This window comes from Pseudomonas triticicola (assembly GCF_019145375.1).
In the GTDB taxonomy this organism is placed as follows: domain Bacteria; phylum Pseudomonadota; class Gammaproteobacteria; order Pseudomonadales; family Pseudomonadaceae; genus Aquipseudomonas; species Aquipseudomonas triticicola.
In genome coordinates, this window is record NZ_JAHSTX010000001.1 from 3,944,857 (window position 1) to 3,958,346 (window position 13,490).

Here is a 13,490-nt window from a genome sequence, read left to right on the forward strand (position 1 = left end):
GCTTCTATAACCCTGCAGCCTCCAGCCGCGCCGCATGCTCGACAAACAGCCTTACCGGATCCGCGCCTTTGCCCACCAGTCCCAGCGACTGATTGACGATGTCGAAATGATCCAGCGGATAGTCATCAACGATCACCGTGCCCAGATGCGAGCTGTAACGGCCGACCATGCCGTCGCACTGCCCCGGCTCACGGACGAAGGTCTTGGCAAACAAGCGACAACTGCGGTTGGTGCCGTCAAGAAGATTGCCGCCACGATCGGTCTTGCCCGGTTGCAGCGTCCCTGACCAGGAGTAATAGCGCACACCGTTGACCTCTTCCGGCCCCTGCCCTCCCCAGACTTCCGGCAGCCCTTGTGGATAACGCTGATTGAATAATGCAACGCCCGCAGTCGTCAGCGATTGGTGAGAAGCGTGGATATCCACCGGCAGTTTCGGCCCGTGATAACCCGTGTCGAGCAGTGCCATGATCCAGCCGATCAGGCGCAGCAACGCTTCGAGCAAGCGCCCCTTGGCGCTGTTGGCGGGATAGTGCTTTTCCAGATAATCGGCCAGTTCTGAGCCGTGATTCGGCCCGGCCACCGATGTTACCGAGGCGACCAGATCCGGGCGCTTCGCCGCCGCATACCGCGCGGTCAACGCGCCCTGACTGTGGCCGAACAGGTTGACCTTCTGCGCCCCGCTCTCGTGGAGGATTTCCTCGATCCGCGCCAGCAATTGCTCGCCGCGCACTTCCGTGGAGTTGAGTGGCGAGACCTGCACCGCGACCACCGTCGCACCACCACGGCGCAAAGCCTTGATGATGCCGAACCAATACGGATAAAGCACGAGCCGGACAAAGCCGAGCATGCCCGGCACCAGCACCAGTGGATAACGTGTCGACATGGGTTACATCCTTGTGTGCGGTGAGTGGATGCCAGACGTGCAAGACGCCCGCCAAGCATCCTCCGTGACGATGACAACTGAACGATGAGCCTACTTCAGCCCCGCCACCCCCGCCACAATCAGCCCCACCGAAAGCAGTTTCACCAGCGTCAGGCTCTCGCCAAGCAGCGCGAAACCGAGAAACACCGTGCCCAGTGAGCCGATCGCCGTCCAGACCGGATAGGCGATGCTCACCGGCAAGTCGCGCATGGCCAGGGTCAGAAAGCCGATGCCGCCGACTGCCGCAATAACAGTGATTAACGATGGCCATAAGCGAGTGAAGCCGTCGGCGTACTTCATGCCCATGGCGAAGGTCACTTCGAAGCCAGCGGCGATCAGCAGAAACAGCCAGGCCATCTAGAACTCCCGGGCCAGCTCGAGCAGCCGCTGCTCGGCCTCGGCCACCGACACCGCGAAGGTGCGCTCAGCGGACTCCTCGCCCTCGGCCGCGACCACGCTGACGTCATTGATACCGATAAAGCCCAGCGCGGTGCGCAGCCAAGGATCGGCATGATTGAGCGCCGCCAGCTCACCACCCGGGCCGAAGCCGAAACCGCCGCGACTAGTGACGATCAAGGCTTTCTTGCCCTGCAACAGCGGCGTGTATTGGGCCACGCCATTGTCCAACGTGTGATCGAAGGTCAACCCCAGCCGCACAATCTGATCGACCCAGGCCTTGAGGCCGCTGGGCACGCTGAAGTTGTACATCGGCGTGGAAATCAGCAGCAGATCATGGGCGAACAACTCGTCGACCAATTGATCGCTGAGCGCAAGATCAGCCTGCATCACCAACGGCCGCGCCTCAGGCTGGGGATAAAACGCCGCCGCGACAAACGCCTCGTTGACCGCAGGAACCGGCACCCGCCCAACCTCACGACGGGTCACCTGCCCTTCAGGATGGCGCCCCTGCCAGGCAGCCAAAAAACCCTCTGCCAAACGCCTTGAAGTCGACCGATCCCCACGCGGACTGCCATGCACCACAAGAATCCTGCTCATCTATAAAACCTCCGTCTAAACTCATACCACTTGAGGCTTGCAGCTTGCAGCTCGCCGCTGCTCCTCTTCAAATGAGTAAAAATCAGTCGGGATGAATCCATTTCATCCATGGAGTGTTCAATGTTTGCTTCGCTGCCGCTGACTGCCCTGCGCGCTTTCGAATCCGCTTCGCGCCTGCTGAGCTTCAAGGCTGCAGCCGAAGAACTGGCAGTGACGCCGACGGCGATCTCTCACCAGATCCGATCGCTGGAAGACTGGCTCGGTGTGGCCCTGTTTGAACGGCTGCCGCGCCAGGTGCGCCAGACCGAGGCTGGCGAGCGTCTGTTTCGCAGCGTGCACGGCGCGCTGCTGGAGGTGGCGCAAAGCGTCGACACTTTGCGCCCGCAACGCAACGCCAGCACTCTGACGCTGTCGACCACGGCAGCCTTTGCCGCGCTGTGGCTGGTGCCGCGACTCGGGCGCTTCTATGCGCAGCATCCAACTATCAATGTGCGCCTCGACACTCACTGCGAAGTCATCGATCTGCACCAGGACGCCAGTGTCGATCTGGTCTTGCGCTATAGCCTCGACGATTACCCGAACCTGTATGGGCTGTGCCTGTTCGACGAATCCTTCGGCGTTTACGGCTCGCCCGAGCAAGTGGCGCTGGCGGCGCGACGCACGCCGACCTTGATCAGCGTGCATTGGCACAATTCCAAGCTGTACGCCCATGGCTGGCAGGCGTGGTGCGCAAGGGCGGGTGAGCAATGGCTGGAGCACAATCCGGTCAATCGAGAATACGACGAGGAACATTACGCGCTGCAAGCAGCGATCGCCGGCCAGGGTCTGGTGCTGGCGAGCAACGTTCTGGTTTCGGAAAGCGTCGCCAGCGGCTTGCTGGTGCCCTACCGGGGCGAGGTGCAGGTCGACGGCGCCGGTTACAGCGCGCTGTGCGTGCCCGGGCGGGAACGGCATCCGCCGGTGCGGGCGTTTTTTCGCTGGTTGCAGGACGAAGCGCGGTTGTCCGGACTGACGCCCAGATCGCAGTCTTCAGCAGTGGCTGCACGGAGTCCGGCGTAAATCGCATAAAACTTTTCGCTTCGCTCAAGACTCACACCCTGAGTAGCGACCGCGTCTTCAGAACGTGGCGCCTATCGGATTAGCCTCCAGGAGAATGAAATGAGTGACGTGCATTTGTCTGATGTTCAAACCCTGCGCGAACGCGCGCGGCAACACGTGGAAAACGGCGCGGTCACCGAGGGCTACAACGCCAACCGTGAAGAAATACTGCGTTTGCTCAATGAGTCGCTGGCCACCGAGCTGGTGTGCACCTTGCGTTACAAGCGTCACTACTTCATGGCCAACGGCCTGAAAGCCAATGTCGCCGCCGACGAATTCCTCGAGCATGCCAACCAGGAAGCCGAACATGCCGATCGCCTCGCCGAACGCATCGTGCAACTGGGCGGCGAGCCTGAATTCAACCCTGACCTGCTGAGCAAGCTGTCCCACGCGCAATACGTGGCGGGCAATTCGCTCAAGGAAATGGTTTACGAAGACCTGGTAGCCGAGCGCATCGCCATCGACAGCTACCGCGAAATCATCCAGTACATCGGTGACAAGGATCCGACCACCCGCCGTATCTTCGAAGACATCCTTGCCCAGGAAGAAGAGCACGCCGACGACATGGCGGACATCCTCAACGACCTGTAATCCTTAACAGCAAAAAGATCGCAGCCTTCGGCAGCTCCTACAGGGGGAACGCATTCCAAATGTAGGAGCTGCCGAAGGCTGCGATCTTTTGATCTGCCCTGCTTACTTGGTTGGTTTAACGGTCACCGGTGCCTTGCCCTGCTTCATCTGCTCGAGCAACGGTGCGCACTGATTCGGCTCGCCACCGCTCGGCGCCACCAGCGCCAGCAACCCCGCCGCTGGCGCAGCAATCACACCCAGCGCAACCATGCCCGCCCCGCGCAGCATCAACGGTACCGCTTTGACACCCGCATCCGGCTTGATGAACTTGCCGCGCACATACAGCGGCGAGCGCAGGGAGATCAGACGCCAGCCTTTCGACTCAGGTGTCACGGTCAAATCGAGCTGCTCGGTGGCCATGTTCGCCGTGCCATCGATGTAGATGATCGCGTTCTCGGTATCGAAGACAAACAGCCGCGTGGTCGCCAGGCCGGTCTTGATGTCGAAATCCGCCGCCGCGCAGTTGATCTTCACTTCCTTGTCGCCAAAGATCTTGCCGACCACGTAGTTACCGACGTTGAGCCCGGCCAGTTCCATCAGCTCGCGGCTGATCGCGCCGTCATTGATCAACATCTTCAGATTGCCGTTGGCGCCGCCAAGCAGCTTGGCCACGGAGTTGCCCCGGCCACTGATGTCGGCATCGCCATTGAGCTCACCGAAACTGGTCTTCATCGGCTCGAAGGTCGGGAACAGTTCTTTGAGTTTGAATTTGCGTGCGGTCAACCGCGCCCGGCCTTCCAGCGGCTCGGTGCGGCCATTGAGACGAATCAGCGCATCCAGCGTGCCGCCGGCGACACCAAAGCGCAGCGGTTCCAGGCTGAGCTCGCCGTCGTTGAGTTTCAGATGGGTATAGAGGTCGTTGAACGGCAGCTTCTCGCTGTGAACGATGCGCTTGCCGGTGAACTCGACATCGGCATCCATGGCACGCCAGCGATCAGTCTTGAACTCTTCGACCGGCAGGACTTTATCGGCCGGTTGCTTGCTCGCGCCGCCACGGGCCTTTTGCTCGGTGTTGGAATCGGCGCCGATCAGCGGCGCGAGGTCGGCGAACAGCAATTGATTGGACACCAGTGCGCCGCTGAGTTTTGGCCGTGGCTGGCTGGCAACGTAAGTCAGGTCGCCGTGGATGTCGCTGTCGCCGATCTTGCCGTTGAATTTTTCGTAAGTGAATCTCGCCCCGGCCTCGTCATGCAGCTTGGCGATCAGGTGGCCGTCGGTGGAATACGGTGGGGTGTCCGGCAGGGTCACACCGGTCAGCGGGTAGAGATTGCCGAGACTGTCGCCAGCGAGTTTCAAGCGCAGATCAAGGGCGCCAAGATTCAGCGGATCAGTCAGGGTGCCGGCCAGTTCGATACGGGTGTCGCCGATCTTCGCCTGGGCCTGCAACGGGAACGGCTTGCTCGCGTCCTGCAACGCCAGCAGCCCGCCGATCTTGCCCTGCCCAGTGAGGTTCTGCCCGTGATACTGGCCTTTGACCTTGAGTGCAAAGGCATAGTCTTGCGGTGCGCCCCCCTTGTCCTGAGCAGTTTTCGCCGCTTTATCGCCGACGATTTCGCTGAATGGAATCGGCTTGCCGAGCGGGTCGATCAGCACATCGAGGTTGGTCTTCAGGGTCTGGTCGTCGAGGGTCACGTGGCCCTTGTCGAAACCGATCGCGCCGATATCGACCACCCAGTTCGACGGCTCGGCGTTCGGGTCCTTGGGATCGAATTTGAACGTCCAGTTGGCGCGGCCATCGGCCAGCCGTTGCAGCTCGGCATTCGGCTCGGTCAGGTCGATGCGCGGAATCACCACGCGCTGAGCCAGCAGGGCCAGCGGCGAAATGCGCAGCTCGACGCGTTTCAGGGTGACCATCTGTGGCTGCTTCGACCAGTCAGGGTTACCCAGGCTCAGGTCCTCGGCGACCACGTGCGGCCAAGGCACCCAGGCACGCCAGCCGCCTTCTTCCGGCTCGCGCTGCCAGATCACCGCGAGGTTGCCATTGATGGCAAACGCCCGGTGCAGTTCTTCCGAGACTTTGGCGTTGATCGTGGGTTTGATCCGGTTCCAGTCGAAAAACACGATGATCAGAATCAAGGCTGCCAGCAGCAGCGCGAGGATGGCGAAGGTCCAGCTGAAGATTTTTCCAGTGCGCGTCATGCACAAAGCTCCTGATCACGACCGCACGCCGACATCCCGACGCACAGCTGAAACGGCAGACCGAAGCGGCCCCTATGCAGTCTGTGACTGGCGAAAGGCCCGCAGGTTTAATTGAAAGGCAGTTTAAGCCATAAAAAGCCCGGCAAAACTGACCGATCGGTCGAGCAGTGTTACCGCCACCCGCACTTTTGCGAGGCACGAGTGAGTCGAAAATACCCACGCCAGTGCAAAAACGTCGCCCGCAAAGGCCCGGGCTAGAGCCTTCGCGCCGAACAATCAATTCTGTTGATTATTACCATTGCGTTTATGAACTTTTATATCGACTTATCGAGAGTAGCATTGCCCTCGTACCCACTTTATCGCCCTCCCAAGGAGCCACTATCATGAAACGCCAATTACTGCTCAGCCTTACCCTGTCGATGCTAGCCAGCACTGCTTTCGCCCTGCCCGCTGCCGATCAGGCCACTCCGCAAATCAAATCGAGCCACTCGGTGTTCAGTCAGACCGTAGCTTCCGACGGTTCCGAGCGCACTCCACAAGGTCAGACCCTGGCTGAAAACGGCCGCAACCGCCTCGAAGAAAAAGGCCTGGTTCAAGACGGCTCGGATCGCACCCCACAAGGTCAGGCCCTGGCTGAAAACGGTCGCAATCGCCTTGAAGAGAAAGGCCTGGTTCAGGATGGTTCGGATCGCACACCACAAGGTCAGATCCTCGCCTCCGACGGTTCCGAGCGCACCCCACAAGGTCAGACCCTGGCATCCGACGGTACTGAGCGCACTCCACAGGGCCAGACCCTGGCTGATGACGGCTTCGATAAAACCCCACTGGGTCAAGCCCTCGCTGAAGGCGGTGGTGACCGTGTGATCGAACGCAACAGCAAACTGAGCTGAGCCCATGACGGCCCGGCAAAAAAGCCCAATCAACGGATTGGGCTTTTGACTTTTCAGCTTCTGTGAATCCCTCGCTGCATGACTCCCCGTTCGACGCCGACAAAGCCGATTTGCTAGAGTGCGGCGCTTGTCCTGCCGAAGAACACACCCTGCGATGCTGCCCCGCGCCGAACAGAAACAACAGACCCGCAACGCCCTGATGGACGCTGCCCGCCACCTGATGGAAAGCGGCCGAGGATTCGGCAGCCTGAGCCTGCGCGAAGTGAGCAAGACCGCCGGCATCGTGCCCACCGGTTTCTACCGGCACTTCGCCGATATGGACGAGCTGGGGCTGGTACTGGTCAGCGAAGTCGGCCAGACCTTCCGCGAGACCATCCGCCTGGTGCGTCACAATGAATTCGTCATGGGCGGCATCATCGACGCTTCGGTGCGGATCTTCCTTGATGTGGTCAACGCCAACCGCTCGCAATTCCTGTTTCTCGCCCGCGAACAATACGGCGGCTCGCTGCCGGTGCGCCAGGCGATCGGACGCCTGCGGGAGAACATCAGCGCCGACCTCGCGGCGGACCTCGCGCTGATGCCCAAGCTGCAGCATCTGGATCTGGCCGGCCTCAGCGTGATGGCCGACCTGATCGTCAAATCGGTGTTCGCCACCCTCCCCGACATCATCGACCCGCCCGCCGAAGCCTTGCCGGAGCATCTGACCCCACAGGCGAAGATCACCCAGCAACTGCGCTTCATCTTCATCGGCCTCAAGCACTGGCAAGGGCTGGGCAGTACCGAGTAATCCCTTCTTTATCTGACACAGCGCAAAGCCCCCTGTGGGAGCGAGCCTGCTCGCGAAGGCGCTGGGTCAGCTGAATACATCTGCCTTACACGGCGCATTCGCGAGCAGGCTCGCTCCCACATTGAACATCTGTCATGGCCTCGCTTTGGTGCATGACAAATCCTTCATGCACCAAAACCTTCCAGACTCGCCGCGCCTGTTGAAAGATCAGGCACGCGCCGACAGCTATTTCCTACAGATCGCCCGATTGGCGCGGCGCTTGCTCTAGCCCAATCAACGTTCATTGCTGGAAGCTTTCCGATGCTGGTGATTCATCGCAGAATCGACCCTCAACCCGTCTGGGCCGCCGAGCTGCACCTGACCTTCGAAGCGCGCAGCAAAAGCCGTTTGCGCTGTTTCAGTGCCGAAGGCGAAGACGTCGGGTTGTTTTTGGAGCGCGGTCAGCCACCGCTGTATGACGGCGAATGTCTGCAGGCCGAAGACGGCCGTGTCGTGCGCGTCTGCGCCCGTCCCGAACAACTGCTCCACGTCACGTGCGCCAATGCGTTCGAACTGACGCGCGCGGCCTATCACCTCGGCAACCGCCATGTCGCCCTGCAAGTCGGCGACGGCTGGCTGCGCCTGCTCGACGATTACGTGCTCAAAGCGATGCTCGAACAGCTCGGCGCCCGGGTCGAGGCTATCGAAGCGCCGTTCCAGCCGGAACACGGCGCCTACGGCGGCGGCCATCATCACTCCCGCCACGGCGATGAAGACTTCAACTACGCGCCGAAACTCCATCAGTTCGGCGTGCGCCTGTGAATCCGGCCTGGGCGCTGCTGCGTCTGGCCAGTCCGCAACTGCCGATTGGCGGCTACAGCTATTCCCAAGGTCTGGAAATGGCGGTGGATAACGGCCGGGTCCACAACCCTGACGCCGCCCGCCGCTGGATCAGCGATCAACTGCTGCTCAATCTCGCCCGCTTCGAAGCGCCGCTGCTGTTGGCGCATTGCCAAGCCGCAGCAGATGAAAACTGGGCCGAGCTACGACAACTCTGCGAGAGCCACCGCGCCAGTCGCGAAACCCGCGAGTTGCATATGGAGAGCCGGCAGATGGGTTACTCCTTGCAGCAGTTGTTGAACGGCTTGCCGGAACTCGATGCGCCCGCCCGCGACTTTCTTGACCAGACCACAGAACCGCATCTGGCCCTGTGCTGGGCACTGGCGGCACGCGCCTGGGGCATCACCCCGCAGGACGCTCTTGCCGCGTGGCTGTGGAGCTGGCTGGAAAACCAGCTCGCCGTGCTGATGAAAACCCTGCCGCTGGGCCAGCAAGCCGCCCAGCGCCTGACCAGCGAACTGCTGCCGCTGCTGCAACAGGCGCAGCACGACGCGACCCGCATGAATCCCGAACATATCGGCAGCGCCGCCTTTGGCCTGTCCCTGGCGTGCATGGCCCACGAGCGCCAGTACAGCCGCCTCTTCCGCTCTTAGGGCTGTTTATTTTGGAGAATGAAATGGATACACAACCTCTGCGCGTCGGCATCGGCGGCCCGGTCGGTTCCGGCAAGACCGCGTTGACTCTGGCCCTGTGCCTGGCCCTGCGCGAGCGCTACAACCTCGCCGTGGTCACCAATGACATCTACACCCGCGAAGACGCCGATTTCCTCGTGCGCAACGAAGCCCTCGCGCCGGAGCGGATCATCGGCGTGGAAACCGGCGGCTGCCCGCACACGGCGATCCGCGAAGACGCCTCGATCAACCTCGAAGCGGTCGACCAACTGAACCGTCGTTTTCCCGGGCTGGATCTGATTCTGGTGGAGTCCGGCGGCGATAACCTCTCGGCGACCTTCAGCCCGGAGCTGTCCGACCTGACCATCTACGTGATCGACGTCTCCGCCGGCGACAAGCTGCCGCGCAAGGGCGGCCCGGGGATCTGCAAGTCCGACCTGCTGGTGATCAACAAGATCGACCTCGCGCCACTGGTGGGCGCCTCGCTGGAAATGATGGACAGCGACACCAAACGCATGCGCAACGGCAAGCCGTTCGTGTTCAGCAACCAGAAAACCGGTCAGGGCCTCGAGGAAATCATCGCCTTCATCGAACGTCAGGGCCTGCTGACCGCCGCCTGATCCACTTATCCACAAGGAAGCTTATCCATGACACTCAAACGCATTCTTGGCGCTCTGGCGTTGCTGCTGACACCGGCGCTGGCCTTCGCTCACCCGGGCCATGGCGACAGTGGCCTCATCGCAGGCATCAGCCACCCGATCGGCGGGCTCGACCACTTGCTGGCAATGCTCGCCGTCGGTTTGTGGGCGGCGCAGCAACAAGGCGCGGCGCGCTGGGCGCTGCCGTGCACCTTTGTCGGCACCATGTTGCTCGGAGGTTTGCTCGGTTTTGAAGGGCTTGAGTTGCCGGCGCTGGAGAGCGGGATAGCCGCCTCGGTATTGGCGCTGGGCCTGGCCGTGGCACTGGCGGTACGTCCGCCACTGGTGATGGCGGTCGCCGCGACGGCGCTGTTTGCGCTGTTCCATGGCGTGGCGCATGGGCTGGAGCTGCCGGACATGAGCAGTCCGTGGGCGTATGCGGCCGGGTTTGTCGCGGCGACAGCGGTTTTGCATGCGCTCGGTTATGGCGTGGTGCGAGTTCTTCCGCAGGCAGCGGCGCCGCTGGTGCGGTTGGCGGGTGCGGCTTCGGCGGCGACTGGGGTGTGGTTGTTGGCAGGCTGATTTTTTAGCGCCTGCACTGGCCTCTTCGCGAGCAGGCTCGCTCCCACAGGTTTTGTGTTCGCTGCAAATCCACTATGGTAGTGAGCCTGCTCGCGAAGACGGCCTGACAGACACCGCCTCTCTCAAGCGGTGCTCTCTGCTACCATGTCGCGCAATCGCCCCAGCCCGTGACGCCCGCCCATGCCCCACGCTTCCCGCTCCACCGCCCTGCCCGAATTGACCGCCCTGTTTGGCCAAGTGCAGCAGCACTTCCTCGACGTGATCGTGCCGCTGTGGCAAGGCCCGGGCTGGAATGCCGACATGGCGTTGCCCTATGAGGCGCTGGACGCCGCGCATCAACCGTTGCCAGCGCAACGCTATCGGGCGATGGCCTGCGCACGGCAGCTGTATCTGTTCTCCAGCCTGATCGGGGTTGTGGATAACGCTGAAGTCCGCGCGGCGGCGTTGTTCCGTTCGCTGCAACGGCATTTCCATGATGCCGAGCATGGCGGCTGGTTCTACAGCATCGACGCACAGGGCAAGCCGCTGGACCAGCGCAAGGATCTCTACACCCACGCCTTCATCCTGTTCGCCTGCGCGCATTACTGGGACAAGTCCCGGGATTCGCTGGCCGAATCGACACTCAACGCCGCGCTGGAAATCATCGGCCGCCGATTCGCCACCGGCGACGGTTTGTACGAAGCCTGCCTTGAGCGGGACTGGCTCACCCTGCAAACCGGCCCACTGCAAAATCCACTGATGCACTTGGCCGAAGCCTTCCTCGCCACTTTGGCGGTGCGCGAAGATCCGCAAACGCAGAAGGCCCTGCTCGAGTTATGCACAGCCATGCACAAGCAGTTCGTCGACCCGCAATACGGCGTGTTGATGGAGAAGCCACTGGGTGCTGTGGATAACTGGTACGAGCCGGGGCACCAGTTCGAATGGTATTTCCTGCTCGAATCGTCGGCGCTGTTGCGCGATTCGAAACTGCACCGGGCGCTGGATCGGGCATTTGCCTTCACCGAGCAGTACGGCGTGCTGGAGTCCTGCGGCGCGGTGCGGGCGATGCTCGATCTGGATGGCAATGGACGGCCGAGGGATTCGACCCAGCGGATCTGGGCTCAGGCCGAATACCTGCGCGCGCTGACCTTGCGGGCGGACAGCGAAGCAGTGGTGCTGCGCCAGTTGCAGGCGTTGCAGCAGCGGTTTCTGCATGCCGGCGGCTGGCATGAATGTCGGGATGAGAATGGTGAAGTCAGCCGCAAGGACATGCCTTCGACCACGCCTTATCATTTGGCGACTTGTTATAGCGGACTGGCTGAATATCTTCGCTGACCGAACAATTGCTTTCGCGAGCAGGCTCGCTCCCACAGTTTGAAATGCATTCCCCTGCTCGCGAATGCCGTTACGCGGTCATCAGGCAATCCACTTCTTGTCCCCGGTGAAGCTGATCGTCAGCCACCTCGCCGCATCCGGCTCGCCCAGCTGCGCCGATATCTGCTCACGTAGCGCGTCCAGCTGCGCGACATTGCGCAGCGGATACTCCGCCGGCAACACCACATGAATTTCGATGAACCGCGCCCGGCCGTGCTTTTGCACGTAGGACACGTAATCCTCGAAACCATGCTCGACCTTCGCCACCTCCATGACCTGCCTGACCTGCTCATCCAGAGTGTCCGGGGCAATACCCAGCACATCACGCAACGCCGGGCCGAGGATCTTCAACGCCGGGGGCAGCATGGTCAGCGCCAGTACGATGAGGATCAGCGGGTCGACATACACCGCCCACTCGCCATAGCCCTGGGACTTGAGCAGCAGCGCGGCGAGGAAACTGATCAACAACCCCACCGAGAGCATCGCGTCGACCAGCCAACTGATGTTGTCGAACTGGATGAGGCTGGATTTGAGCGTGCGATTACGCCGGCGCACGTAATAGAAGTAGGCGAACTCGACGACGGTAAACACCGCCGCATAGACGATAACCAAACCCAACTCGATATCACGGCCACCATTGATGATGCCGAACACGCCGTTGAGAAACGCGTAGATGGCGATCAACAGCAGGAAGCTGCCCTCGATCAGCAGCACCATCGGCTCCAGATGCCAGAAGCCGAACTGGAAACGCTGATTGCTTTGCTTGGCAATCAGCCGGGCGGTGATCAGCATCAGGATTTTGATGAACGTCGCGATCAGCGAAAAAAAGCCATCGAACAGGATGGATTGCGAACCTGAAACAAAACCGGTGACGATCCCGGCAATCGACACCGCCAGCATCAGCAGCGTCGATTGTTTGAGCAGTGCCTGCTCACCTCGGTTACTCACTTGAACTCCTCATGAAACCTTGCACACCGCCGAATGCAGTGGGCTGGTTGAGTGCGGAGTTTAGCTTATCGTCCTGTTTTGCCTGTGCCGGCCTTTTCGCGAGCAGGCTCGCTCCCACAGTTTGAAATGCATTCTCCTGTGGGAGCGAGCCTGCTCGCGAATGGCCTCAGCGCGGTATCAAGCCTTGTTACGCTCGATGGCAAACCCGGCCCAGGTCTGGCTCACCGGCATCAGCTCCAGGCTGTTGATGTTGATATGCGCCGGGGTGTTCATGACCCAGAAGATCGTCTCGGCGATGTCCTGCGGCTGGATCGGCTCGGCGCCAGCGTAAGTGGCGTTGTAGCGTTCCTGGTCACCGGCAAAACGTACCAGCGAGAACTCGCTTTCGCACAGGCCGGGCTCAATGTTGCTGACCCGCACGCCAGTGCCTTGCAAGTCGCAACGCAGGTTCAGCGAGAACTGTTTGACGAAGGCTTTGCTCGCGCCATACACATGGCTGCCCGGGTACGGGTAGTTGCCGGCGATGGAACCGAGGTTGACGATACCGGCGCCACGGCCGTGGGCGATCAGCCGAGGCAGCAGCAGGCGGGTGGCGTACATCAGGCCTTTGACGTTGGTGTCGACCATGGTGTCCCAGTCATCCAGGTCACACTTGGGCGCCGGGTCGACGCCGAGCGCCAGGCCGGCGTTGTTGATCAGGCCACGAAGTTTGGCGAACGACGGCGGCAGGTTGGCAATCGCCTCCTCCATCGCCTTGCGATCGCGCACATCGAGAACCAGACCGTGCACTTCGGTCTGCTTCGACAGTTCAGCGCACAGGGCATTGAGGCGTTCTTCACGACGGCCGGTCAGGACCAGCTTCCAGCCCGCCTCGGCAAAACGCCGGGCACAGGCTTCACCAAACCCGGACGTCGCGCCGGTGATAAACAGGGTGTCGGACATCGTGTTCTCCTTGCTTCGGCCGCCACGGCAGCCCTTGGAATAGAAAATCAGCAGGCAGCATGCCCGCCCTCGCGG

General features: G+C 61.4%; 15 protein-coding genes. 9 read left to right on the plus strand and 6 right to left on the minus strand.

The window, feature by feature from the left end:
• Positions 1-4: 4 nt before the first annotated feature.
• The 3 genes from KVG85_RS17485 to KVG85_RS17495 form a co-directional block, all read right to left on the minus strand.
• Entirely contained in the window at positions 5-883 is an 879-nt protein-coding gene (locus KVG85_RS17485; protein ID WP_217864487.1) for an esterase/lipase family protein, read from the minus strand.
• A gap of 90 nt (positions 884-973) precedes the next feature.
• Positions 974-1,279: a DMT family transporter gene (locus KVG85_RS17490; protein ID WP_217864488.1), complete on the minus strand. Its 306-nt coding sequence runs from the start codon at positions 1,277-1,279 to the stop codon at positions 974-976.
• Positions 1,280-1,918 carry an FMN-dependent NADH-azoreductase gene (locus tag KVG85_RS17495; protein ID WP_217864489.1) on the minus strand — a complete coding sequence of 213 codons (639 nt, stop codon included), beginning with the start codon at positions 1,916-1,918 and terminating at the stop codon, positions 1,280-1,282.
• Positions 1,919-2,026: 108 nt separating this feature from the next.
• On the opposite strand from KVG85_RS17495, the gene KVG85_RS17500 reads away from it, so the two are divergent.
• Positions 2,027-2,977 (plus strand): LysR substrate-binding domain-containing protein, encoded by a 951-nt coding sequence (locus tag KVG85_RS17500; protein WP_217864490.1) that lies wholly within the window; start codon positions 2,027-2,029, stop codon positions 2,975-2,977.
• Positions 2,978-3,076: 99 nt separating this feature from the next.
• Entirely contained in the window at positions 3,077-3,607 is a 531-nt protein-coding gene (locus KVG85_RS17505) for a ferritin-like domain-containing protein (RefSeq protein WP_133337132.1), read from the plus strand.
• Positions 3,608-3,709: 102 nt separating this feature from the next.
• On the opposite strand, the gene KVG85_RS17510 is transcribed toward KVG85_RS17505, so the two are convergent.
• Entirely contained in the window at positions 3,710-5,785 is a 2,076-nt protein-coding gene (locus tag KVG85_RS17510; protein ID WP_217864491.1) for an AsmA family protein, read from the minus strand.
• 383 nt (positions 5,786-6,168) lie between these two features.
• Here KVG85_RS17510 and KVG85_RS17515 point away from each other — a divergent pair, with 383 nt between their 5' ends.
• The 7 genes from KVG85_RS17515 to KVG85_RS17545 all read left to right on the plus strand — a co-directional run bounded on the left by KVG85_RS17515 (position 6,169) and on the right by KVG85_RS17545 (position 11,486).
• Complete coding sequence (locus KVG85_RS17515) at positions 6,169-6,675, plus strand: hypothetical protein (RefSeq protein WP_217864492.1); 507 nt, start codon at positions 6,169-6,171, stop codon at positions 6,673-6,675.
• Positions 6,676-6,829: 154 nt separating this feature from the next.
• Positions 6,830-7,462, plus strand: a complete 633-nt coding sequence (locus tag KVG85_RS17520; RefSeq protein ID WP_016771906.1) for a TetR family transcriptional regulator — start codon at positions 6,830-6,832, stop codon at positions 7,460-7,462.
• Between the two features lie 300 nt (positions 7,463-7,762).
• Positions 7,763-8,263 carry an urease accessory protein UreE gene (gene ureE, locus KVG85_RS17525; protein WP_016771908.1) on the plus strand — a complete coding sequence of 167 codons (501 nt, stop codon included), beginning with the start codon at positions 7,763-7,765 and terminating at the stop codon, positions 8,261-8,263.
• A complete protein-coding gene (locus KVG85_RS17530) occupies positions 8,260-8,934 on the plus strand; it encodes an urease accessory protein UreF (RefSeq protein ID WP_217864493.1) in 675 nt (224 codons plus the stop codon). Before ureE ends, KVG85_RS17530 begins: the two co-directional genes overlap by 4 nt.
• Before the next feature lie 23 nt (positions 8,935-8,957).
• Positions 8,958-9,572: an urease accessory protein UreG gene (gene ureG, locus KVG85_RS17535; RefSeq protein ID WP_016771910.1), complete on the plus strand. Its 615-nt coding sequence runs from the start codon at positions 8,958-8,960 to the stop codon at positions 9,570-9,572.
• 27 nt (positions 9,573-9,599) lie between these two features.
• Entirely contained in the window at positions 9,600-10,172 is a 573-nt protein-coding gene (locus KVG85_RS17540; protein ID WP_122610376.1) for a HupE/UreJ family protein, read from the plus strand.
• A 180-nt stretch (positions 10,173-10,352) separates the two neighbouring features.
• Positions 10,353-11,486 (plus strand): AGE family epimerase/isomerase, encoded by a 1,134-nt coding sequence (locus KVG85_RS17545; RefSeq protein ID WP_217864494.1) that lies wholly within the window; start codon positions 10,353-10,355, stop codon positions 11,484-11,486.
• A gap of 81 nt (positions 11,487-11,567) precedes the next feature.
• Here the strand turns inward: KVG85_RS17545 and KVG85_RS17550 are convergent, their stop codons facing one another.
• Positions 11,568-12,473 (minus strand): cation diffusion facilitator family transporter, encoded by a 906-nt coding sequence (locus KVG85_RS17550; RefSeq protein ID WP_217864495.1) that lies wholly within the window; start codon positions 12,471-12,473, stop codon positions 11,568-11,570.
• Positions 12,474-12,650: 177 nt separating this feature from the next.
• Positions 12,651-13,415, minus strand: a complete 765-nt coding sequence (locus tag KVG85_RS17555) for an SDR family oxidoreductase (protein WP_016771914.1) — start codon at positions 13,413-13,415, stop codon at positions 12,651-12,653.
• Between the last annotated feature and the right edge of the window lie 75 nt (positions 13,416-13,490).